We start from the raw sequence: 23,548 nt of genomic DNA on the forward strand, positions 1-23,548 counted from the left end.
ATGGGTGAAAAGCGCCATCGTGCCTCCAGCGTCGATAAGTTGCCAGAGCCGATCCGTCACACGGTCGGCCGTCTGATCGCCTCCAACTTCACGCTCGACCAGATCGTCGACAAGCTGAAGGAACTGGAGGCCACCGCCGAGATCGACTTTGAAGCGCCGTCACGTTCTGCCCTTGGTCGTTATGCCGAGCGCCTGCGCGCCGCCCAGGAGCGGATCGGCCGCAGCCGCGCGATCGCGGAAGCCCTGGCGCCGACCTTTGGTGAAAACCCCGACAACCAGGTCGGCCGGCTGGCTGCCGAAGTTCTTCAGACCGTCATCTTCGATATCATGACGGCCGTCGAGGTCGATGAGGAGACGGGCGAGTTCGAAGCCGGTACTGCTCGGTGCCAAGGAAGCCCAGTCCCTGGCGAAGTCGCTGCAAAGCCTCGCCTCGGCCCAGAAGATCGATGCCGACCGCGTTGTTAAGGTGCGCCAGGAGATGGCCAGGGAAGCCGCTAAGGCGGTTGAGAAGGTGGCCAATCAGCAGGGCCTTGGCAAGGATATGCGCAATGCGCTGATGGAAGCCGCCCTGGGGATCGCCACATGATCTTGCGCGGTCAAACCAAACCAGACGCCTTCGATGAAGCCATGGCAACCTTGAAGAAGCAGGAGCGGGCCAAGGGGCCGGCGCATTTGCTATTGCCCTATCAGGGCGGCGCCATCAGGAAGGCGCTGGATACTGCGCTCCTGGTCATCGAGAAATCGCGCCGGATCGGTCTGACCTGGGGCATCGCCTTTCTCGCTGCGCTCACGGCGTCCTCGATCAAATCGGCGGGCGGCCAGGACGTCTATTACATGGGCTACAACATGGAGATGGCCCGCGAGTTCATCGACACCGTCGGCATGTGGGCTAAGTCGATCGGCATGGCCATCGTTGGGTCTGGCGAACGCGCCTTGCCCGATCCGGACAACCCCGAAAAGTTCATCAAGACGTTCCGCGTCACCTTCGCGTCCGGATTCGAAGTCATCGCTCTGCCGTCCGTCGCCCGCGCCCTTCGCGGTATGCAGGGCATGTTCATCGCCGACGAAGCCGCGTTCATGACGGACCTGGACGAAATCCTCAAAGCCGCCATGGCTTTCCTGATGTGGGGCGGCCGCGTCATCGTCATCTCGACGCACAACGGCATCGACAACGCCTTCAACAAGCTGCTCGACGAGATCAAGGCGAAGAAGCGCGGTGGCGACACCATGCGAATTACCTTTGATAACGCCCTGGCCGATGGCCTCTATGAGCGCATCAAACTTGTCGTTCCCGCGTCGAAACCGAAAGCAGAGTGGATCGCCGAGATCCGCGGCATTTACGGCGACAATGCCGGCGAAGAACTGGACTGCATCCCCAAGGCGGGTGGCGGCTCCTGGCTCAATGCCGAGGATATCACCAAGTGCGAGCACGAGGATGCTGGCAAGCCTGAGCTCTACATGGGCGGGCTTTGCTACATCGGCCGCGACGTGGCGCGTCGGCGCGACTACTCGGTCATTATCTGCTTCGAGATGGTCGGCGATGTGCTTTGGGAGCGCGAGCGCTGGGAAGCGATCGGCGCATCCTTCGCCGACCAGGACGCTGTCATGGATGACATGATGAAGCGGTACAGGGTCGTTGAAGCCAGCATCGACCAGACCGGCATGGGCGAAAAGGTGGTTGAGGACGCTCAAGGCCGGCATGGCGTGAACCGCGTCAAGGGCGTGCTGCTGACAGGTCCTAACCGCATTACCATGGCCACCATTGTGCGCCAGCGCTTCGAGGACGGCACAATCCGCATCCGGCGTGACCCGGCCATGCGCACTGACCTGCTCGGTATCAAGCGCGCCAGCAACGACAATAAGGTTCTGGCCGAGGCCAAGGAAGTTCACCCCGACAGGTTCTGGGCGGTGGGACTGGCGGGCCTGTCCGCCTTCGGTGTGGTCATTGAATACGGCTACACGCCCGCGCCGCGCCCCGGCAGCAATGATGACGATGGTTTCGGTGGCCGCAAGGGCGGGCATCTCGATGTGGGCATGACGCGGCATGGCATGACGCGCGGAGGCGGCTTCTGATGGTTGATTTTCTTTCCCCGATAAAGGCGCTGTTCGCGGGCGCTAAGAGATCGGAGACGCCGCGTGCGTTCGAACTGGAGAGCCGGCCGGTTGCTGAAGGCCCGCTTGATGCTGAAGGCCGCGTCATCGACAAGGCCGTGCTCGCCCAGGAGATCGCCGCCCCGACCTTCGGCGGTGTGCGCTCGATCCTGTTCAACGGGGTGACGGGGGGGCTCGATCCGTTCAAGCTCCAGCGCATTCTTAATTCTGCCGTGCAGGGCCAGGCCGATGAATTCTACCAGCTCGCCGAAGAGATGGAGGAAAAGTACCCGCACTATCAGGCCACGCTTAAGACCCGCAAGCTGGCTGTGACACAGAGCGAGACGACGGTCGAGGCGGCCGGTGATGATCCACGCTCGCAGAAAGATGCCGAGTTGATCCGCGAGTATCTGAAGCGCGGCGACCTTGAGCTTGAGATGTACGACATCGAGGACGCCCAGGGCAAAGGCTGGAGTGCTACGGAGCTTGTCTGGCCAGAAGGCACAGCGCGGTTGAAGTATCCGATGCTGCCCCGCCTGAAGACACGGCCCCAGCAGTTCTTCCAGTTCGACCAGGTCGATGGTGAGACACTTCTCCTGAAGGGCGGCGTAGTTGGCACAAGCGCGCTGCCGGTACCTTTGCCCGGCTACAAGTTCATTATCCGTAGGGCGGCGGGCAAGACGGGGCTGACGGTTCGCGGTGGTCTGGCGCGCTCTGTTGCCTGGGCCTATCTCTTCCAGAATATGGCGCTGAAGGACTGGGTGATCCTGGCCGAGGTCTACGGCATGCCGGTCCGTATCGGTAAATATGACCGTAACGCCACCGAAACCGACCGCAACGCGCTGCTCAATGCCGTCGTCAATATCGGTACCGATGCTGCCGCCATCATTCCCAACTCGATGGTGATTGACTTCGTTGATGCCATGGCGAGCGCGTCGCCCGATGTCTACAAGGCTCTGTGCGAATATCTCGATCAGCAGGTCTCGAAGCTGGTTCTCGGCCAGACGGCAACGACTGATGCCACATCGGGCGGGCTGGGCGGCAGTCAGGGCAACGTCCATAATGACGTCCGCCAGGACTATCAACGCGCCGACCAGCGCGCCCTCAGTGCCACCCTGACCCGTGATCTGGTCATCCCGATCATCGTTCTCAACCACGGCGCGCCGCCGTCCGGTCTCTATCCGGTCCTTCGCCTCGGCCAGGCCGAGACTTTCACCAAGGAACAGGCCGACATGATCTACGAGTTCGTCGATCGTGGCGGCAGTGTCGAACTGTCGATCATCGGCGACAAGCTGGGCCTGCCCGATGCACCCGAAGGTCCTGATGTGAAGCTGCTGCAACCGCGCTCGAAGGGCGTTCAGGTGAGTGGCGCCGACAACGCGGCCCAGAACCCGGATGTAGGCCTTTCCGATGCCAAGGCCGCCACGGCCATGAATGCCGCCTCAAATCGCATCTTAGGCCACCTTAAGACCGCCTTAAGTTCTGTGGGTGGCCCTCAATCCGACGCCGTGGATATCGCCGTCCAGGAAATGGCGGATGAATGGACGCCGGTCATGGCGCCTTTGATCGACGGTCTTGAGGCGGCGCTGGCGGCTTCGTCGTCGTTTGAAGACGCCAAGGCGAAGCTTCTGCTGGCGCTTGATACCCTGCCGGATACCGAACTAACGGCGCTTCTGGCCCGTACGCGCTTTGCTGCGCGGCGGGGGAGGCGGGCTATGACCTCGGAGGCGGCAATGGCCAGTAACACCGGGACATTCCAGGATCTGTTTATTTTTCAGCGCGCGCGCAAAGCCCCCTTTATCGGCGCCAACGGCCGTATCCGTGAAGCGGCGGTCGATGAACCCCGCCTTGATTTCAATATCGATGGCGAACCACTTGGCCTGCTGATCGAAGGGCGGGAGACGAGTTTACGCGCAGATCTGATCGGCCTGGCGGTCCTGCCGGGTGCGCCCACCTACGGCACGGTTCTGCACGACTACATCCGTCCTGATGGCGTCAGGGAGATGCGCGCTATCTACAGCTTCGATCCGGCCGCCACGATCAAAGCCTGCCTCAACATGGTGGGCCATCAGCGCCGCATCGCCTTTTTCCCGCAGTTCCTTACCCGCAGCAACATGACGGCCACTGCGCCGGTCCGTTACGGCGGAGAGAGCTGGGAAATGGCCGGCCTGGTTCTGGTTGATACCCATACGGCCCTGGAAGCGGCCGATTCACCCGACACCCTGATGATCGAGGCTTAAGACCATGGTAAAACTGAGTGACCTGACCACCAAGACAGGCATGCAACTGGGCCTGTTAAATGTGCTCGAGGATGACGATTACATCGTCGTTGTGCGGGAGGGCTCGCCGATCGGGCGCTATCCTGCCTCCGCCTTCCTGACCGAGGCTAATGCGGATATCACGGCGATCGTCGAGGCGGCGGCCGTCAGTTCTACCGAAGCAGCGGCAGAGGCTGCAGCTTCTGCCGCCATTATCAGCATCTACAGCCTGGGCAATCTTGGCCCGGCAGTCGGCATTCTACCCGGCGATCCAATGCCGCCATCCAATGTAGTGGTCGATATCAACGGGCATCTCCTGTCATCCTATGACGCGCAGCATAATCAGCGTGTCATGACGCCGCTGGGCACTCTGGCATTTAGCGACCAGCGCGCGGAAGATGCGGCCCTGGGCGTGCCCGGCCCGGCCGTCGGTCCCGTGGCGTCTGCTTCAGGGCTTCCCATGGCATCGGCCGTGTTCGATCGAAGCGGGCGCTTCGTGGAGGGTATGTCAGCCGTGATGGCGACCGAACGTGATGTCCTCCAGGTGACACCGGCTGGCATCGTCTCACGCACCGAGTCCTGGGACAATCTGCCAATGCGCCAGCCTGGCCCGGTCCTGTCCTTGCCACGCGTGCGCATCCTCAATCTAAACGGCACCACGCTTTTGTCGTCCGGATCGGTCGTATCGCCCGTGACGGGCGCCGCTGCCATTGCCAGCGAAGCCTTCAATCTCGGCTACAACACCTATCGCTTCCTCGCCTATGCCACGATCAATGGTCCGATGAATGTCTATCGGTCCTCAGACAATGCGCTCCTGGTGGAAGGCACGCACTATCAGGTTGAGCGAACGACCGGCAAGGTCAAGGGTCTGATCAACACTGGCGACTATGCCTGTCATATCCAGTATAACGCCTACAAGGTCCGGGTTGACTTCGTCGTCTGCGACCAGGCCGGTCAGATCTCGTTGATCCAGGGCACCGAGGCGCCGCGCATCGCGAAGGAACCAGCCGTCGCTTCGCCTTTGCGCAAGCTCTTCCGGATCTATCGCACGCGCACCTATGCCGATATCCAGGCCGTTCATGCCTATCAAGGTGCTGCCCGCGCGGCTGAACCGCAAGCCTATTACGGCCAGATTGAACGTTCCCGCCGCTGTCTTAGCCGCCTGAAGCGCACGAAGCTCAAGTTTGGCGACACGGTCCGCTGGGGCGCCTATGGCGATTCGATCACAGCTATGGGCGGCGGTTATGCCATCTTCACTGGCGGCACAGTCGACAACATCAACCTGAACCCCAATGTGCATCGCGACACCGACGGCTACTTCGCCGATTATGACACGACGGCACGGTCAGATATTCCTGTCTTCTACTATGACGATCTTCATCCGGAGGACGTGGCGGCCTTGACAGCCGCAGGCTATCTCACCCTGACCGGCGGTCACTATCAGGATGTCTATGGTCACACCCACGTCAAGCAGGGCCAGCACTGGGGCCTGGTCGAATGGATCAAGGAAAACTACGGCGTCACCGTGCATTATCGGAACTGGGGGATTGGCGGCACCAACAGTCAGAATAGCATCGAGGGCGGCGGTGCAATGAATATGCGCTACCCCGACCGCCTCAATGCCATCCTCGCCGACAACCTTGACGTCGTGAACATCGCGACCGGCATGAATGAGCTGGGCCAGCTCTATACCTACGACAATCTGATGGCGATCGGGACGGCCTTCAAAAGCTCCGCTGCCAAAACGGTCCCGATCTTCTGTACGCCGGTGCGCCCAGATCCCGTCTATCAGGATCTCCATGCCGAATGGGCCTTCACGTGTGGCGAGATCGAACGGGCTGCCGTCGATCTAGACTGCGCCTGCGTGCAGACCGCGCACATGTGGTCCGACAACAAACTCTCTCAGTGGTTAGCCAAGGATGAGCTCAGCCAGGCGACGGAGCAAAACCACCCGGGTGTCCGGGAACTGACCATGGCCGCCAGGCTGGCCATCGACCTGTTCAATTAAAGGGAAGTCCATTATGTCCACCCGAATCCTCACTACGTCCGGCCTGTCCGCCGATCCAAATGGCGGCGTGTATCTGCCCTCGGCGGCGGAGCGCGCCGCCTATACCGCCCTTTTTACCGCACCCGCAACGGGTGGCCGGGGCTTATGGTTCGATGCCTCTGTCGCCGCCAACTATGCCAATTCCGGCCCAGGTGATGACCCGGCAGGCTTCAAGGCCTATGAGCGTACGGGCTTTGATAGCGCCGCCGTGCCTGCGCGCCTCCTGACGCCGGATCCGGTGCGTCAGCATCACCCGATCTATATTCCAGCAGACGAAGTGACGGGGAAGCCATGCTGGTTGTTTGGAGCCGGTGGGTCCGGTGCGAATGCTCTGAGCAATATCAACAATGGTGCCCTGACCTTTGCATCCCAAATCCAGAGCAGCCAGGAAGTGAATGACACGCCGATCCTGTTGCCGACCAACGGCTGGTCAGTGGCTTTCAAGGCGCGTGTGCCGGCGCCGGGCGGGACGGTCAATGGCGTAGCCTTTGCAGCTTATCCAACGGGGATTCCAGGCGGCGCGGTGCTTGGCAGTAAGACCTTGGGCACCGACGGCTTCTCGGTCGAGATCGACCAGGCCAACGGTCACCTCATCGCCTACAACCGTCGGGACTACACCCTCTATCGCAACAACACCGATCTGCGTGACGGCAACTGGCACGACTATGTGCTGGCCTGGGACTTTGGCACGCATTCCATGTCCGCCTACATTGACGGCGTCTCTATCGCCAATGCAACGACGCCTTACCCCAACGACATCAGCGGAGCGACCGGATGTGACAAGATGGTGATCGGCGGTTTGGGTGGCACGGCCGGTGGTCCCGATATCCGATTTGGTGGTCTGGTGTCCTTCCTTGCCTTCCTGCCCAACCAGTCGCTCGGTAACGTCACCTATCGTAACCTTGTGCGCGCCGTCATGGCCGAGAAGTAGGCCTGTCTATGCCGGTGTCACCGCTTTCCCTTCAGCCGAAAGACGCTATCGCCTTCTTCCGGTCGAAGGGGATGCGGACAGGCTTTGATTACCGCGATGTCTGGCAGCAGGAACACGCCCAGGGCTTTACTGTGGCCAAGGCCATGCAGGTCGATATCCTGACGGATATTCGCCGCGCGCTCGATGACGCTATGACCCAGGGCAAGACCCTTGAGCAGTTCAAAAAGGAACTTAGCCCCATCCTTCAGGCCAAAGGCTGGTGGGGCAGACAAGAGGTCACCGATCCACTGACCGGCGAAACCAAGCTGGCCCAGCTCGGATCGTCGCGGCGGTTACGAACCATCTATGAGGTCAACCTTCAGTCAGCCTACGCACACGGCAACTGGCAACGTATCGAAGCCTCAAAGCGCGCCTTCCCCTATCTTATGTATGTGTGCGTGCTCGATAGCCGGACGCGGCCGCAGCACCGCGCCTGGCACGGCGTATGCCGCCCGGTCGATGATCCGTTCTGGGATACGCACTATCCACCCTGCGGCTGGAAATGCCGATGCGGCACGCGCTCGCTGACCCGCGCCCAGGTGAAACGTGAGGGCATTGACCCGACCGCGCCGGCGCCACGCTTCCCTATGGACGAGGTGACGAACCCGCGCACGGGCGAGGTATCGCGCGTCGAACAGGGTATCGACCCTGCGTTCAACTTTAATATCGGCAAATCACCCCTTCGCCCCATAACGGCGCAGCCGATGGCGACCTCTATGCCGGCAGTGCCTAAGAAGCAGCTTGCCCCGGCCGTTGAGAGCTTCCTCAAGTCATTTGGAGCTGAAGCTAAAGGGCGCATTCTTCAGCGCGACAACTGGCCCCTGGCTATCGGCCGTGAGCTGTTCCAGGATGATCAGGGCGAACTGAAAACGCCGCGTCCGGATTTGTTAGGCTATCTGCTCGATGTCGCCAACGCCTTGCTGCGTTACGATTCGGTCGAGTGGTTGTGGGGCGAGAACGCGGCTAAGAAGGCCGTCCTTATCCGCCGATACACAAAGCGGCTTGACAAGTCGCTGGTGACCATCGATTTTTCCGACGGTGCCTGGACCTATGATGTCCGCGCCTTAAGCGACGGCTAAGACCCGCTTAAAGCGTCTCTGAACCGAACGTGTTCAGGTGAGATCGCCCAAACGGTTACCCCTAATCTGACCCCTACTGAAGAGGCTCATTTGAGCCAAGGGCTTAGGGGCTGATTTCGTGACCACCAAGGGAGCTTCCCATGTAACCGCCGCATTTGCCGCGCCCGTCGCTCTGTCGGCGGGTTCGGCGATGGCAGGCGAACTGGTCTTCGCTGAAGATGGCTCGGCCACCCAGCGCGTCCGGATCCTGCCCATGGGTCCTTTTCAGACGCGCGGCAAGGGTCGCTATCTCGTGGCGGACCTTGCCCACGCCCAGGCCATCGTTGCCACCAGTGCGGCCTGGTCAGGCTCTCAGGATATCCCCGTTGACTATGATCACCAGATCATCGCCGCCCTGGAACTGAAGGGCAAGCGTGCCGAGGCGTCAGGCTGGATCAATCCTGCCAGTCTGTCTGCCGAAAGCACCGGCATCTATGCCGTGATCGAATGGACGGCCGAAGCGGCTGACAAGATCAAAACCAAGAAATATCGCTATCTCAGCCCGGTCATCGACCATGAGAGCAACGGACGTGTGAAGGCCATCCTCAACGCAGCCCTCACGATCTACCCGGCGATTGACGGCCTGACCACTCTGGCCGCCAGCGCTTCACTCAACCTCAACCAGGAAAATCCAATGGACTTGACCGCTCTCGCGGCCAGTCTCAACCTGCCCGCTACGGCGACGCTGGAAGAGATCATGGCCGCCCAGCTGGCTCAGGCGACCGCACTTAGCGCCGCCCAGGCCAATCTGACTGCTCTGAGCACCGCGCTCGGTGCTGCCGACGCCACGACCGCGCTCTCCGCTGCCACCGCTCTGAAGGCGACGGCTGCGGGCGAGGCGGCTATCACCCAACTGGTGACCGGCCTTCAATCTACCGTCAACGCCTTGTCCGCGAAGGACAATGTACGCTCGGTCGATGACTACATCGCTGCGGGCAACATCACCCTGGCGCAACGTGATGACTACGTCGCCCTCATGGCGACGGACCCTGACCGCGCCCGGCGCCTGATGGCCAACTCGACCAGTGTCGCCGGTGGCGAGCTGCTCGGTGGCGAAAAGCCTGACAATACCAAGATCACCGCCTTGTCTGCCGAGCAGAAGCAGGTGGCCACGCTGGTCGGCGTCTCGCATGACGCCTACCTCAAAACGCTGCAAGATCAGCAGGAGGCTGGCCAATGACTGCCATGACGTCCCCCCGCAAGATCGAGCGCCGTGGCGGCCCGGTCAACAACTACGGCGAACTGGTCAAGGCGGCTGCCGCCATCAAACAGTCCGCCCTGGTCATTCTTCTGTCCGGATACGCCATCGCTGGCCGCACCGGCGTCGACTCGACTGAAGCCGGCAACATGGTTTGTGTCGGTGTCGCCACCGACGGGGTCACGGGCGGCGCCGCCGACGGTGATGTCACTGTCCCGGTCCAGAGCTGTGAGTTCAAGTTCTTCAACTCGACCTCTGGCGACCTGATCACCAGGGCTGACATCGGCAAGGTTTGTTATGTCGTCGACGATCAGACCGTCGCCAAGACTTCCGCCACCAACACCCGCTGCATCGCGGGCCGTATCACCGGTGTTGACACTGATGGTTCGGTCTGGGTCCGCGTCGGCCCCGGCCTCGCTGCTTAAGGAGCACCACAGACATGCTTATCACCGCCGCCTCCCTTCAGGCTCTCCGCACCGGCTTCCAGAACTCAGTTCCAGGCTGGTCTGGGCCTTGCCGGCAATGCCTCTGAAGGGCTTTACACACCCGTCACCTCGACCACCAAGATCGAGACCTACGGTTTCCTCGGCGACATGCCGATCTTCCGCAAGTGGATTGGCGAAAAGCGCGTCAAGTCGCTTGAGGAAAAGGCCTATCAACTGGTCAACGACGACTACGAAATGACCATTGGTATCCACAAGAACAAGATCAGGGACGATAATCTCGGCCTCTATGGTCCGATGTTCCAGGGCTGGGGTCAGGAAGCTGGCGCTCTGAAGGATCGCCTGATCTTCGATGCCCTGAAAAATGGCCACCTCAACACCTGTTACGACGGGCAGTTCTTCTTCGACACCGACCACGTCATCAACGGTGTCACCTTCGCCAACACGGACGCCGACACGACGGTCCAGCCGTGGTTCCTGATGGACCTGTCGAAGCCGATGAAGCCGATCCTGTACCAGACCCGTCAGGAAGCCGACTTCAACATGGTCACCGATCCGACCGATAGCCACGTCTTCAAGACGGGCGAGTACCTGGCCGGCGCAGAAGCGCGTGGTGGGGCTGGCTACACCTACTGGCAGCTTGCCTACCGCAGCCGTAAGACGCTCAACGCCGCCAACTACGAGATTGCCAAGCAAGCCATGGCCTCGTGGACCGATGACAACGGCGAAAATCTGGGCATCAAGCCGACGCACATTGTCGTCGGCACCAGCAACGCCGCCGCCGCCAAGAACCTCTTCAAGAAGCAGAACCTCGCTGGCGGCGAAAGCAACACCTATGACGGGGAGCTCCAGATCATAGAAGCTCCGCGCTTGCTGTAGGAGCGCGTTGATGCTCACGATCACGCTTCGCGTCAAATCAACAGGAGCGGCCCGCCGTGGCGGTGTATCGCTCCTGCCCCTCGGCCAGTGGCATCAGACCCACGTCACCCGAGACCTGGAAGGTGCGCAGACCCTGCTGTCTTTCTTGTCAGATGCCAAGGTCACCGTCGAAGTCGGCGAACCCAAGGCGGAAGAAACCACCAATTGGCTGGAAAACTTCACCTGGCACGAGGCGCCCTCGATTGAGGATGTCCGCGCCATGATCGAGCATTTCCAGGCCGAAGCCGCCGAGAAGGATGAAATCAGCGACGAAGAAGCCGCTGAACTTCTGAAGGGCTTTGCCGAACGTGCGAACACCCAACTGCCGTCCGTCGAGCCCACGCTCGAGCGCGACGCCTCCGAAATAGACCCCCAAGCGAAGACGACGTCGAATGCGTCCGATCTGGGCGAAGCGGCTGAAGAACTCACGCCGCCCCCGCCGCCGGTGGTCTCCGATATTCCGCCTTCGACGCCGACCACGGTCCTTAACGGTGACCCTGAGCCGGCAACGGTCACGGTGCAAGAAGCTGCTGTGCCCGCGAAGACGGAAACCAAGCCCAATGCCAAGGCTACCCCTAAGCCGAGGCGCTAGGCGTTCCTCCCTGTAAACTGGGGCGGTCGTTATGCCAATTCCGGCCGCCCCGTTTTTTAAAAGGCTACCCAAGTGAACCGTCGATCTTTTTACAGCTTTATTGCCCTGGCCGTGATGGCCGTGTCGGCCTTCCTGTTCGCCGACCCTGCCGTCGTCATCGCTGGCATCAGTCATGCGCCCGCACTCTTCGCCACCGTCTTCGTGGCCTCGGCCACCGCCGTTCTCTTCTTCGGCGGCCTGACCCGCCACAGCGTGCTGGCCGCTGTCCAAACTCTGTTTCGTGTTCGCGATCGCGCCTTCCGTCAGGAAGTCCTCGCGACCGTTTAAATTTACCACGCCCTGAAACGAAAACAGGGCAGCCGCAACCCCGCTGCCCTGTTTTTTTAGAAAGCCCTTCTGATGTACGCCGCCGTTTCCGACATGACCTCACGCTTCGAAGAGGCCGAGCTTGTCCAGGTCACTGACCAGGATGGTACCGGCGCGATCGTTGAGGCTGTTGTGCTGGCCGCCATCAGTGATGCCACTACAGAAATCAACACCTATGCCGGCAGGAAGTACGCGCCGGCCGCGCTCCTGGCCGCCATGCCGCCCATGCTGACCAATGTCTGCTGTGATATCGCCCGTTATGAGCTGTTCAAGCGCAAGGGCGAGATGCCGCAGGTTGTCCAGGACGCATATAACGCCGCCATCAAATGGCTGAAGAACCTGGCTGACGGCACCACAGTACTGGACGTTGGCGGCATTGAAGTGGCGCCGGCCGTCAACACCATCCAGACAGCACCTTCGATCGTCGCCTGTATGCGCGACAAGTACAGGGGGCTGTGATGGAAGGCGTTCAACTCTCGGTCAATCTCAGCGATTTTCCGCTCCTGGTCAGCCGTTTCAACGAGACGGCCCGCCGTGGCGCCGACATGTCGCCCTTGATGCGCGATATCGCCTTCCTGGGCGAGAACACGACCAAGGCGCGCTTTAATGCCGGCATTGGTCCTGATGGCGCCGCATGGCTGCCGTCGCTCCGTGCCAAAGAGACCGGTGGCCAGACCCTCATCAAGTCGGCCCAGCTTCGCAACTCGATCTCGTCTGAACATACGGCCCATACGGCCGCCTGGGGCACCAACAAGATCTACGCGGCCGTCCACCAGTTTGGCGCGGTCATCCGCCCGGTCGTGGCCAATGCCCTCAAGTTTTTTTTGCCAGGTATCGGCTTTCGCACGGCCCAACAGGTGACGATTCCGGCCAGGCCTTATCTCGGCATCAACAAGGCCGACCAGGCCGATATCGCTGATCTGGGTGAAGCCTACTTTGCGGAGCCCTGGTCATGATCGGCGCTATCGAAAATGGCATCCTCGATCTTCTGAAGAATGCCGGTGGCGTGGCCCTGCTCGGCTACGACTATCAGACGCTGGAGAGCTTCCCCGACGATTGGGAGACCTATCTGGGCGCCAACTCGACCAAGATCATCAAATCACCTGGCGCATGGGTGACCTTTGGCGGCTGGCGCAAGCTCGAGCAAACCAACAGTCGCCTTCAGGTCGAAGGGACGTTTGGCCTGGTCGTGGCCGCCAAGAACCTGCGGAACCAGCGTGAACAACGCCATGGCGGCACAGCCGGCGAAGTGGGTTCCTTTCAGCTTGTCGAGGACGCGGCCAAGCTGCTGCTCGGCCAGACGCTCGGTCTCGATATTGAGGGCTTCGACATCGGCGCCTGCCAGTATGCCCAGCTGGGCGAACTGCTTCGCAAGAAGGGCCTCAACATGCTGGCGCTCCAGCTCACCACGAAATGGTGGGTCGATCGCACCTACTTCAACCCGGCCGACGATATCGGCGACTTCGAGACCTTTGCCGGCGACTGGGACTTACCCCCTGTAACCGGTGTGGATCTCCGCACTCAAACCACCCTGCCCACTTAAGGAGAGCTGACCGTGGCGCGCACATATCTGAAGCCCAATGACGGGCTCAACATTCCATCTCCCGACCATGGCGGCAAGCCTTTGCCGGCCGAGGGCGGCTGGGTGGAAACCTCGATCTACTGGGCTAACCGCCTGGCTGACCGCGACGTCGTCGATGACAGCGAAGCGCAGATCGAGCGGGAAGCTGCTGAAGAGGCCGCCACCCGCAAGGCGTCCAAAACCGCGAAGGAGTCCTGATCCATGAGCTATGATATCGGCTTTTCCAAAATCCCGCTCAACCTTGAGACGCCCGGCACCTATATCGAGCTGGATACGTCACAGATGCTGGCGGTCGGCGCGCAAGGCGTCACTCGCATCCTTCTGGTCGGCCAGATGCTTACCGGCACGGCGTCTGCCCTGACGGCCTACCGTGTCGATGGTGAGAATGAAGGCATCGCCTTGTTCGGTCAGGGCTCGCAGCTCGCCGATATGATCGCTGGCTTTAAGCGCAACGACCAGACGCTAGAGCTCTGGGCCATGGGCGTGGCCGATAATGCCGCCGGTGTCGTGGCGACGAAGACGATCACGCTGACAGGTCCGGCAACACTCGCCGGCACGCTCTCGATGCGGGTTCAGCATCGCCGCGTGCAGATCAATGTCAATGTCGGCATGACCGCCACTCAAGCCGCCACGGCGCTGGTGGCAGCGATCAATACCTTCACCGATCTGGCCTACACGGCCGCCGCTGCTGCCGGCGTCGTTACCCTGACGGCGAAGCACAAGGGGGCTGAGTTCAACAGCCTCTACGTGAAGGAAAATTACGACCAGGGCGATGTGACCCCGGCCGGCCTGGGCATTACTATCGCCGCGGGCACGGCGGGTGCCACAAACCCCGACGCCACGGCCGTCTTCACCGCCCTGGCTGACGCGCCTTTCGCCGCCATCCTGCATCCGTGGACCGACGCCACCAACGTCGCTGCCTTTGAGACGGCCATGGCTGATCGCGCCGATCCGCTGAAGATGAACTATTCCGAGGCCTATGTAGCTCAGGCGGCGACCTATTCGGCACTGATCACAGCCTTGGGCAATCGCAACAGCGAGTTCGGCGTAATCTTCTGCCTGAAGGCTGGTGCTTTGCCACACGCCCCCTGGCGCGTGGCGGCCGCAATCCTGGCGCAGATCGCCTTCTCGGCCCGAAACGATCCGGCCCTGCCGTTCAATACCCTGGCGCTTAAGGACATCCTGCCGCCGCAGGAAGGCAACTGGTTCACCCGTCAGGAACGCCAGTTCCTGCTGGAGGCCGGTGGCGCCACGCTGGTGGTCAACGGCTCTGGCGGCATGTCGATCGAGCGAATCGTCACCACGTACAAGCGCAATGCGTCGAACCTGCCGGACAAGGGCCTGCATGATCTCAACAGCGTGCTGACCCTCTATTATCTGTCGCGCTCCGCCAGCGCCCGTATCTCCAGCCGCTTCCCGCGCTACAAGCTGGCCAGCGACGGCAACACCTATCCGCCGGGTGCCAAGGTTGTCACCCCGCGCATGATCAAGGCCGAACTCGCCGCCCTGGCTACCAGCGAGTGGTACGAGGCCGGCCTGATCGAGAACCTTCAGACCTTCATCGACGCCATCATCGTCGAGCGTGACGCCACCGATCGCAACCGCGTCAACTGGTCGATCCGTCCGGATCTCATCAACGGCCTGCACGTCACGGCTGGGCTCATTCAACCGATCCTTTAGGAGGCACTTAAGTGGCCGATAAGAAACTCTTTGGGCGCGTTTTAAGCGTCGTCATCCAGGGCCGGTCCTACGACCCGTTTCCCGGTGGCACTATCAACCCCGGCGGCGTTTCGCGCGAAACTGTCGTGACCAACAACGGTGCGCGCTTCGTCGAGAAGATCATGCAAGCGAAGCTCGACATCGAGCTGCCGTTCGGCGCTGGCGACTCGAAGAACGACTATGTCGGCGCCGGGCTTTCCATCCAGGTCAATTGCGACAGTGGTCAGACCTTCATCATGGCCGACGCCTGGTCAACTGACGTGCCTGATATTGCCGAAGGCGGCAAGCTGAAGGTTGTCTACGAGTCCGCCCCAGCCCAGGAGATGCTGTAATGGCCGAGATCACTAATGGTCCGCGCGTCTACAGTCTCAAGGCGCCAGTCAAGATCCTCGTCAAGGATGCCAGCGGCAAAGAAGACGAGCACGAGATCGCTGTGCTCAACTTCAAGAAGCCTACCGGCATTGATTTCCGGGCGCTTGATCGCTCGGACGGCAAGATCGGCATGATGTTCGCCTTCGCCTCCTCGTTGACCGGTCAGCCCGACCGGGTGTTCGACAAGCTCGAAGCCGAGGACGTGGCGGAGGTCATCAAGATTTCGACCGATTTTTTGCAGGGGTTCCGAGCAACATTCGAGTCGTTATAGGCGACCTTGCCTTGCGATGCGGCATCCAGCCCTCCGAACTGGACCGCATGGATCTTCCCACCCTGACATTCTGGTTCCAACAGGCCGATCGAGTAGCCAAGTCCAATGAAAATTAGTGCCGTCTTTGAAGCCATCGATAAAATCACCGCCCCGGTCAAGAAGATCGGGGCGGCGCTTGGTGGTCTGAAGAAGTCGGTCAAGGACGTTGGAACGGAAAGCAAAAAGACGGGCAATGAGACCGGTATCCTGGGTAAGCTGGTAGAACGCTCAGGCGAGTCCTTTAAGAAGGCAAAGCGCGGTATCAGCGATGGTATTGCTGCGCTTCAGTTATTCGGTGAAGAGGCGGAGAAGACGAGGCGCAAGTCGAGTGGCCTTTTAAGCACGCTTGGTGGGTTGACGGCTGGCCTGACAGGATTGTTAGGTGGCGTATCCTTCATCGCCCTGGGCGTCGGTATTATTGGTGTCAACTCGCAGTTCGAGAAGTTCCAGGCAACGCTGGAAACGATCTATGACGGCGATGCCGGCCGCGCCAAATCGGCGCTGGTCTGGATACAGAAGTTTGCCAAGGATACGCCCTACGAACTTGACCAGGTCACCGATGCCTTCGTCAAACTGTCGAGCTATGGCATCGACCCGCAGGTACGTGCGCTCAAGACTTTAGGCAATGCCGCCTCCGGTATGAACAAGTCGCTCGATCAGGCCGTTGAAGCCATGGCTGACGCTCGGACATTTGAGTTTGAGCGGCTGAAAGAGTTCGGCATTACCTCACAACAACAGGCCGACAAGGTTCGCTTCACCTACACCAAGGCGGGTAAGGCAACCACTATCGTTGTTAAGAAGACGGCAGAAGACGTCCAAAACGCGCTTTTGAACATTTTTGATGCGCGCTTCATGGGCGGCATGGATCGCCAGTCGAAGACGCTTTCTGGTATCTGGTCAAACCTTATGGACTTCTGGACCGGGTTTCAGAAAAAGATCGGTGACAAGGGCGTCTTCGATAAGGTCAAAACGAAGCTTGGCGGCTTTCTCGACTGGCTTAACGATCCCAAAAATCAGAGCAAAATCGACGAATGGTCCACCAAGATCAGCGATGCCCTGGGCAAGCTGTTTGATGCTTTCACGGATCTCGTCACAAAAATCGAGTGGGTCAAACTCATTGACGGCCTGACCAATTTCGTCAAGTGGCTCGGTAATCTGATCGACAAGGTTGGTGGGCTGCAAAACCTCGTCAACATCGGTATTGCGGCCTGGATTGCATCCTTCGTCTTCGGTCTGAATGCCCTAACACCCGCCATCGTGGCTGTGGGTGGTGCGTTGCTCGGCTTAGAGATTGCAGCTTGGCCTATCACGCTCATTATTGGGCTTATCGCTCTTTTGGCAGCCGGCGTTTATTTAGTCATTGCTAATTGGGACACCGTGAAAAAGTGGTTCAGCGACTGGTGGGTTGAACTTAAGCGCGAGACAGGCGTCATCGGCTCATGGTTCGAACCGCTGATGAAGCTCCCGGAACTGCTTGTCGAGGCGTGGGATGCTCTGAAAAAGTGGTTCACCGACTTCGGCGATTTCCTCGGTAAATGGTTTATCGAGAAACCGAAGGAATGGTGGGACTCGATGCCTGAGTGGTTCCGTAACATGTTGAAAGGCGGTGCGCTCGGAGCGATTGCCATGACACCGGGTGGCAGTTTGCTGGCGCCGGCATTGGCGCCCCAGATGTTCGCACCGCCGCTCCAGGGCAATGCGGGCGGCCGTGGTCAGTCGCTTAATGCCCAGTTGGATGTCCGCTTCAAATCTGACGTTCCTTACACAATTGAGCGGAACACTACGAGCAGTCCCGACTTTGTTACCAATCTCATGCACGGACGTCAGGGAGGCGGCTAATGGCCTATTGGCGTGACAACCTGCGCCCGGCGTCCTTCCGTGGTGTGGCTTTTGAGGTCGAGGGCTCTTCCGGTGAATTCGGCCGCAAAGTGGCCGTCCATGACTTCCCGTTGCGTGACAGCGCGTCGACCGAAGACATGGGGCAGGCCGCGCGTACCTTCTCGATCGACGGCTTCATCATAGGTCCGGATTACATGACCGGCCGCGACGCGATGGTCGCAGCGCTGGAAACGCCTGGGCCCGGCATCCTGATCCATCCCTGGTATGGCCAACGCCGGGTCACCCTGACCGCGCCGGCACAGCTATCGGAATCGACGCGCGAAGGCGGCATCTGCCGCTTTACGCTCGATTTCGTTGAAGAGCCAGAAACCGCCAAGCCGGTGCAGTTTACCGACACAACCGCCGCCGTGTCAGAAACCGCTGCCGATCTTCACGCCCAGGCAACGACCAGCCTGACCGAAACCTTCAGCGTGCTTGATCAGCTCGATATCGTGCTCGATGACGCCAAGGCCCTGGTGTCTGATCTGTCCGAGCAGTTCGACGATCTGACGGCGCCGCTTAAGGCCCAGGGTGCCGCGCTGGACAGCTTCATTGCTAAGGGACTGGCGTTGCGCTCTGATATCGTTGGTCTGGTCACCAAGCCCGTTTTGCTCGCAGCCCAGCTCTCCGGTATGATCCGCGGTATCCGCACGATTGCTGCCACGCCGGCCGATGCCCTGACAGCCCTAAAAGGCCTCCTGCGTTTTGGTGAAACCTACCGTCAGGTATCCGTGACCACACCGACCCGTCAGGTCCAGGCCGATAATCGCCAGGCCCTCTTCGACTTTGTGCGCCAGTCAGCGGCTGCCGAATCCGTTCTGGCCATCGCCGATATGGACTTCGCCGCCTATGATGACGCCGTCGCTGTGCGCGATGACATGGCGGATCGGCTGGACAATCTGGCTCTGGCGGCCGCTGACGGTGGCAATGACGTGGCTTACCGCGCGATCGCCGATGCCCGCCTGAGCATGATCCAGGACGTGACGGCCCGTGGCGGGGATCTCGCACGCCTCCGCAGCTTTGTGCCCCTGGTGACCGTGCCCGCCCTTGTGCTGGCCTATCGCCTCTATGATGACGTCTCGCGCATCGAGGAGCACGCCGAGGATATCATCGCCCGGAATCGTATCACGCATCCCGGCTTCGTGCCTGCCGGCGTGACGCTCGAGGTCGTCAACGATGTCTGAGACGGTGACCCTCAAAATCTCTGGCGAGGTGTTCGATGGCTGGACTTCGATCGACCTTCGGGCAGCGATGATGGACATGTGCTGGGGCTTCCGCCTTAGCCTGGTCGATAAGGCGCCCGGTCAGACGGATCGCAGCCTCATCACCGATGGGGCTTCTTGCGAGGTCTGGGTCTCCGGCGATCTGTTCCTGACCGGCTATATCGACGATGTGGACGAGCAGATTGACGATAGCAATCACGATATCGTCGTCAGTGGCCGCACAAAGACCGGCGACCTGGTTGATTGTTCGGCCGTTTCCAAGTCGTGGAAGAACCAGACGCTGGCCGTCATCGCGGCCGATATCTGCAAACCCTTCGGCATCGAGCTTAAGATCGAGACGGCGATCGGCGCGCCCTTCGCCAGTTTCGCAGTGGAGCCAGGTGAAACGGCTTCGGCTGCCCTGATGCGTGCGGCGCGCCTGCGCGGTGTCATGCTGGGCACCAATGCCGCTGGTGAGTTGCGGATCTTCACACCATCGACCGGCGCGGCCAAACTGACCTATGTGCTCGGCCGTGATATGAAGCGCGTCCGCCGCACCACGTCGAGTGCCGATCGCTTCAGCGAGTATACTGTGAAGGGCCAGCACTCGGGTGCTTACGGTATGTCGGCCAATGATGCGGCGCTTTCCAAGGGCACGGCCGTCGATGCCGGCGTCAAGCGTCATCGCCCGATTACCCTGGTTGCTGACGATCAGGTTACGCTGGCAGGCCTGAAGGCGCGCGCCGCCTTTGAGGCCACGGTGCGGCTCGGTCGTTCGCAAGGGGTTACCTTCGACGTGGTGGGCTGGCGCGATCCGGACGGCAAGCTCCTGACGCCCGACCAACTGGCGCGCATCGTCGCCGCGCGTATTGATATCAATCGAGATTTCATGCTGGCCGAGATTGGCTTCCGTCTGGCCGAGTCTACCACTTCCAGTCTCAGATTTGTCCGTCCGGAAGCCTACACCACGGAAGTGATCCCGGTACCGAAGGCAAAGAAGAGCCGCAAGACGGGCAAGTCGAAACAGGACGACTCCGACTGGACCACCACTCCAGGGGCAGGCGCATGAACGACCGTCTCTTAAGGCCCATTAAAGACCGCCTTAACCTCATGTTAGGCCGCGCCATTGTGCGCCTGGTCAAGGATAGCGGTGCCCTTCAGTTGATCCAGGCAGACCGATCGGCCGACGAACCGGCCGACGATCTGGAGCGCTTTGGCTGGTATGGCTTTCACAGTGTGCCGCACGAAGGCGCGGAGGCGATCGTGGCGTCGCTAGGCGGTAGTCGATCGCATGGTGTTGTCATTGCCTGCGAGGATCGTCGCTATCGCTTGACCGGCATGGCGGCCGGCGAAGTGGCTCTGGCTGATGATCTGGGCCAGGTGGTCTATCTCACACGGGATGGGCTTCGCATTACGAGCCCGCTTAAGATCGATATCGAGTTGCCGGAAGTCACGGTGACCACCAATGTCTATACCGTCGACGCCGATCAGACCTCATTCTTCGGTGACGTGTCGATCGGCGGCAACCTCGATGTCGATGGCAACTCAGACCTCGGAAACGGCGCAACCAAGTTCGTCAAGCTCGCCGATAACAGCAACGCAACCACGGTGAAGGCGAAATGATCGATCTCGCCCTGATCTGGGACCGTGAAAACCTTGCCGGCGATATTGCCCTGGACGGCGTCGACCTGAAGACAGAGACGGGGCTCTATACCGCTATTCTCCTGTCGTTGTGGACGGACCGCCGCGCCAACAAGGATGACATCCTGCCCGATGGTTCCACCGACCGGCGCGGCTGGTGGGGTGATGAATTTGCCGAGATCCCGGGTGACCGGTTCGGATCGCGCCTGTGGCTGCTCAATCGCGCCAAGATCAACCCGGAAACTCTGCGCCTGATCCGAGACTACATCCTTGAAGCGCTGGCCTGGCTCACCCGGTCGGGCATCGCTTCCACCGTCGATGCCACGGTCTCGCGCCTCGACACCAACACCGTGGGCATCAAGGTCACCTTCACCCGGCCGGCCGGTGGCGCCGGTACCTATGACTTTGTCTGGGACAACCTCAGCGGATTGCAAACATGAGCGACTTTACCCGCCCCACCTTATCCCAGCTGATCGAGCAAGCCCGCAACGACCTGAAGGGACGTCTGCAAGGGGCCGACAGCTTCCTGGCGCGTTCTGTCGTCGGCGCCCTCGCTGTGGTCTGGGCTGCGATCGCACACGGCCTCTATGGCTTTATCGACTGGCTCTCGCGTGAACTCATGCCGGATACGGCCGAGGCCTGGCGCTTACGTCATGCTTCGATCTGGAAGCTGACCCAGATCGCCGCCAGTTCGGCATCGGGCAATGTAACTGTGTCGGGAAGCGCCGGTAAGACAATCGATGCCGGCACAGTGCTTCAGCGTTCCGATGGTGCCACCTTCACCACGAAAGCAGCTGTGACCCTGACCGGTGCAACCGGCACTGTCGCGGTGACGGCGGTCACACCTGGCGCCGCTGGCAATACGCCGACAGGCTCGACACTCAGCTTTATTTCTCCGGTCTCAGGCATTTCGTCTGAAGCTACCGTGGCGAGCGGCGGCATCACGGCCGGCGCTGATATCGAGAGCCTCGACGCATTAAAAGCCCGCACGCTCGAGCGTATCCGTGTGACTCCGCAAGGTGGCAGCAATGCCGACTATAAGCTCTGGACTAAGGAGATCGTGGGTGACACCCGCGTCTGGGTTTACAATGCCTGGATGGGTTTGGGCTCGGTCGGCGTTACCTTCGTCATGGATGGACGATCGGATATCATCCCAACCGAAGATGAGGTCCAGGCCGTCCAGGACTATCTCGACGAGGTTGCACCGGTCGGCGCAAGAATCTACGTTTTTGCAACCATTGCCGATGCCTTTAATCCGAGCATCCGGATCACGCCGTCAACCACGGCCGTGAAGGCGGCCGTGCTGGCGCAACTCACCGATTATCTGCGCACCAAGGCTGTCCCCGGTGGCACCGAAACGCTGAGCCAGATTAACGAAGCCATCTCGCTGGCCGAGGGTGAAACCGATCATGACCTGATCGCACCTGTCGCTGCTGTCACCCATTCCGCCAGCCATATCGCCGTGATGGGCGACATCACGTGGGTGGCCTGATGAACGCGCTCGAATATCTCGATCAAGCCGTCAAGCTGCTGCCTCAGGGCAAGGTCTGGCAGGTCACGCCCGACACCATCATGGGCAAGCTGCTGCTGGCGTTCTCAGACGGTATGGCGCGCGTCGATGCCCGCATGATGGCGCTCCTGGAAGAGGCCGATCCGCGCACTGCAGCAGATACGATCGCCGCGTGGGAAACGCTGGTAGGGCTGCCTGATGCCTGTACCGGTGAGCTGACCGATCTCGACGATCGCCGCGCGGCCGTGTGGCAGAAATATACGGACCGTGGCGGCCAAAGCCCCGAACACTTCAAGGCCGTCGCCTCCGGTCTCGGCTATGACGTCGATATCATCCAGTACGAGGTTTTCAGCTGCGAGTCGCGCTGTGGGGACTTCGTGCGCGATAGCGGCTGGGCGTTTGCCTGGACCGTGGTGGTTAAGCCGGTTGATGAGGATACGCCCGAGCTGGGCGCCACGATTCCTGGGCTGGAATGCATCATCAGCCGGTCCGCCCCCTCCCACACAGCCACCTTCTTTGACTATCCGGCTGCGCCGGTTCCCACGCTTTATTTCGATTTCACACAAGGGTTTTGAGCCGTGCATAAGATTGATACCCCAAGCGCCATCGCAGGCAAGTTTGTGGCGGGTGATCCTCAGAACGGTCAGGCCGCTACCCAGATCAACCCGGCCTATATGAATATGCTCCAGGATGAGCTTGTGGCTGTGGTGACGGCGGCGGGTAGTATAGCGCTTGACCCGCCAGGCACGCCTGTCGTGGATCAGCATCATGATCTCCTCCTTCAGGCGATTAACAAGCTGATCGCGGCAGCCGGTGACAGCGGACCGCATGTCACCCAGCTGCTGGAAGGCAAGGAACTGCACACGACGCTCTACGACACCGTGCATTACCGAAAGCCTGACGGCGCATCGCTTCTGAGAGCGGATTATCCGGCCGCCTGGGCGGCCATCCAGACATCCGGCCAACTTGCCGCCAGCCATGCGGCCTGGCTGGCTACCCCGACCCTGTGGGGGCCCGGCGTCGATGCCACGCACTTCAATATGAAGGATCTGCGCGCGCTGTTCCGCCGCGTCGATAATGACGGAAAAGCCGGCGCGCTCGGCCCGGTATTGGGCGGTTACAAGGCCAACCAGAACGCCAGCCACACCCACACCCTGCCGTCTGATGAGGCCGATGGGAGCGGCCCCAACCGCATCGCCAACTCGGATGGCGGTAGCATCGACCACGCCCCACTCACCGGCGCCCAGGGCGGCGACGAAGCCAACCCTGATCACACCTCACTCCGCTACGTCATTCGCATGAAATAGCGGACCGCCCGCATCCTTTAACCGCC

27 protein-coding genes are annotated in these 23,548 nt (G+C 60.7%); all 27 read left to right on the plus strand.

The genetic code is table 11. From position 1 onward, the window contains the following. Positions 1-465, plus strand: coding sequence for a phage protein Gp27 family protein (locus tag ABQ278_RS04645; protein WP_349321434.1), 465 nt, complete (start codon positions 1-3; stop codon positions 463-465). Continuing rightward, on the plus strand, positions 416-586 hold the full coding sequence (locus ABQ278_RS04650) for a phage protein Gp27 family protein (RefSeq protein ID WP_349322100.1): 171 nt from the start codon (positions 416-418) through the stop codon (positions 584-586). The genes ABQ278_RS04645 and ABQ278_RS04650 overlap by 50 nt, the downstream gene beginning before the upstream one ends. Continuing rightward, positions 583-2,073: a hypothetical protein gene (locus ABQ278_RS04655; protein WP_349321435.1), complete on the plus strand. Its 1,491-nt coding sequence runs from the start codon at positions 583-585 to the stop codon at positions 2,071-2,073. Before ABQ278_RS04650 ends, ABQ278_RS04655 begins: the two co-directional genes overlap by 4 nt. Further along, positions 2,073-4,331, plus strand: coding sequence for a DUF935 family protein (locus ABQ278_RS04660; RefSeq protein WP_349321436.1), 2,259 nt, complete (start codon positions 2,073-2,075; stop codon positions 4,329-4,331). Before ABQ278_RS04655 ends, ABQ278_RS04660 begins: the two co-directional genes overlap by 1 nt. A gap of 4 nt (positions 4,332-4,335) precedes the next feature. Then, on the plus strand, positions 4,336-6,357 hold the full coding sequence (locus tag ABQ278_RS04665) for a hypothetical protein (RefSeq protein ID WP_349321437.1): 2,022 nt from the start codon (positions 4,336-4,338) through the stop codon (positions 6,355-6,357). Between the two features lie 13 nt (positions 6,358-6,370). After that, the gene (locus ABQ278_RS04670) at positions 6,371-7,327 is read left to right on the plus strand and encodes a LamG-like jellyroll fold domain-containing protein (RefSeq protein WP_349321438.1); all 957 of its coding nucleotides are present in this window, start codon (positions 6,371-6,373) and stop codon (positions 7,325-7,327) included. Between the two features lie 8 nt (positions 7,328-7,335). Then, a complete protein-coding gene (locus ABQ278_RS04675; RefSeq protein WP_349321439.1) occupies positions 7,336-8,445 on the plus strand; it encodes a phage minor head protein in 1,110 nt (369 codons plus the stop codon). Between the two features lie 118 nt (positions 8,446-8,563). Beyond that, on the plus strand, positions 8,564-9,664 hold the full coding sequence (locus ABQ278_RS04680) for a phage protease (RefSeq protein WP_349321440.1): 1,101 nt from the start codon (positions 8,564-8,566) through the stop codon (positions 9,662-9,664). After that, on the plus strand, positions 9,661-10,107 hold the full coding sequence (locus ABQ278_RS04685; RefSeq protein WP_349321441.1) for a hypothetical protein: 447 nt from the start codon (positions 9,661-9,663) through the stop codon (positions 10,105-10,107). The genes ABQ278_RS04680 and ABQ278_RS04685 overlap by 4 nt, the downstream gene beginning before the upstream one ends. Before the next feature lie 81 nt (positions 10,108-10,188). Further along, positions 10,189-11,004, plus strand: a complete 816-nt coding sequence (locus ABQ278_RS04690) for a Mu-like prophage major head subunit gpT family protein (protein WP_349322101.1) — start codon at positions 10,189-10,191, stop codon at positions 11,002-11,004. A gap of 10 nt (positions 11,005-11,014) precedes the next feature. Beyond that, entirely contained in the window at positions 11,015-11,635 is a 621-nt protein-coding gene (locus ABQ278_RS04695) for a hypothetical protein (RefSeq protein WP_349321442.1), read from the plus strand. A gap of 72 nt (positions 11,636-11,707) precedes the next feature. Continuing rightward, positions 11,708-11,962: a hypothetical protein gene (locus ABQ278_RS04700; protein ID WP_349321443.1), complete on the plus strand. Its 255-nt coding sequence runs from the start codon at positions 11,708-11,710 to the stop codon at positions 11,960-11,962. A 72-nt stretch (positions 11,963-12,034) separates the two neighbouring features. Continuing rightward, positions 12,035-12,460 carry a DUF1320 domain-containing protein gene (locus ABQ278_RS04705; RefSeq protein WP_349321444.1) on the plus strand — a complete coding sequence of 142 codons (426 nt, stop codon included), beginning with the start codon at positions 12,035-12,037 and terminating at the stop codon, positions 12,458-12,460. After that, positions 12,460-12,957 carry a phage virion morphogenesis protein gene (locus tag ABQ278_RS04710; protein WP_349321445.1) on the plus strand — a complete coding sequence of 166 codons (498 nt, stop codon included), beginning with the start codon at positions 12,460-12,462 and terminating at the stop codon, positions 12,955-12,957. Before ABQ278_RS04705 ends, ABQ278_RS04710 begins: the two co-directional genes overlap by 1 nt. Beyond that, positions 12,954-13,544, plus strand: a complete 591-nt coding sequence (locus ABQ278_RS04715) for a phage protein Gp37 (protein WP_349321446.1) — start codon at positions 12,954-12,956, stop codon at positions 13,542-13,544. Before ABQ278_RS04710 ends, ABQ278_RS04715 begins: the two co-directional genes overlap by 4 nt. A gap of 12 nt (positions 13,545-13,556) precedes the next feature. Then, positions 13,557-13,781 (plus strand): DUF2635 domain-containing protein, encoded by a 225-nt coding sequence (locus ABQ278_RS04720; RefSeq protein ID WP_349321447.1) that lies wholly within the window; start codon positions 13,557-13,559, stop codon positions 13,779-13,781. Between the two features lie 3 nt (positions 13,782-13,784). Continuing rightward, positions 13,785-15,263, plus strand: coding sequence for a phage tail sheath subtilisin-like domain-containing protein (locus ABQ278_RS04725; RefSeq protein WP_349321448.1), 1,479 nt, complete (start codon positions 13,785-13,787; stop codon positions 15,261-15,263). Between the two features lie 11 nt (positions 15,264-15,274). Then, positions 15,275-15,634: a phage tail tube protein gene (locus ABQ278_RS04730; RefSeq protein ID WP_349321449.1), complete on the plus strand. Its 360-nt coding sequence runs from the start codon at positions 15,275-15,277 to the stop codon at positions 15,632-15,634. Further along, entirely contained in the window at positions 15,634-15,945 is a 312-nt protein-coding gene (locus tag ABQ278_RS04735) for a hypothetical protein (RefSeq protein ID WP_349321450.1), read from the plus strand. The genes ABQ278_RS04730 and ABQ278_RS04735 overlap by 1 nt, the downstream gene beginning before the upstream one ends. A gap of 105 nt (positions 15,946-16,050) precedes the next feature. After that, entirely contained in the window at positions 16,051-17,823 is a 1,773-nt protein-coding gene (locus ABQ278_RS04740) for a tape measure protein (protein ID WP_349321451.1), read from the plus strand. Next, positions 17,823-19,046: a DNA circularization N-terminal domain-containing protein gene (locus ABQ278_RS04745; RefSeq protein WP_349321452.1), complete on the plus strand. Its 1,224-nt coding sequence runs from the start codon at positions 17,823-17,825 to the stop codon at positions 19,044-19,046. Before ABQ278_RS04740 ends, ABQ278_RS04745 begins: the two co-directional genes overlap by 1 nt. After that, positions 19,039-20,133 (plus strand): phage baseplate assembly protein, encoded by a 1,095-nt coding sequence (locus ABQ278_RS04750; RefSeq protein ID WP_349321453.1) that lies wholly within the window; start codon positions 19,039-19,041, stop codon positions 20,131-20,133. The genes ABQ278_RS04745 and ABQ278_RS04750 overlap by 8 nt, the downstream gene beginning before the upstream one ends. Further along, a complete protein-coding gene (locus ABQ278_RS04755; RefSeq protein ID WP_349321454.1) occupies positions 20,130-20,687 on the plus strand; it encodes a phage baseplate assembly protein V in 558 nt (185 codons plus the stop codon). Before ABQ278_RS04750 ends, ABQ278_RS04755 begins: the two co-directional genes overlap by 4 nt. Next, positions 20,684-21,145 (plus strand): phage GP46 family protein, encoded by a 462-nt coding sequence (locus ABQ278_RS04760; RefSeq protein ID WP_349321455.1) that lies wholly within the window; start codon positions 20,684-20,686, stop codon positions 21,143-21,145. Before ABQ278_RS04755 ends, ABQ278_RS04760 begins: the two co-directional genes overlap by 4 nt. After that, positions 21,142-22,197, plus strand: a complete 1,056-nt coding sequence (locus ABQ278_RS04765; protein ID WP_349321456.1) for a baseplate J/gp47 family protein — start codon at positions 21,142-21,144, stop codon at positions 22,195-22,197. The genes ABQ278_RS04760 and ABQ278_RS04765 overlap by 4 nt, the downstream gene beginning before the upstream one ends. Then, positions 22,197-22,790, plus strand: coding sequence for a putative phage tail protein (locus ABQ278_RS04770; protein ID WP_349321457.1), 594 nt, complete (start codon positions 22,197-22,199; stop codon positions 22,788-22,790). Before ABQ278_RS04765 ends, ABQ278_RS04770 begins: the two co-directional genes overlap by 1 nt. 3 nt (positions 22,791-22,793) lie before the next feature. Further along, positions 22,794-23,522, plus strand: coding sequence for a hypothetical protein (locus ABQ278_RS04775; RefSeq protein WP_349321458.1), 729 nt, complete (start codon positions 22,794-22,796; stop codon positions 23,520-23,522). The last annotated feature ends 26 nt before the right edge of the window (positions 23,523-23,548 follow it).

Source organism: Asticcacaulis sp. MM231 (assembly GCF_964186625.1).
GTDB lineage: Bacteria > Pseudomonadota > Alphaproteobacteria > Caulobacterales > Caulobacteraceae > Asticcacaulis.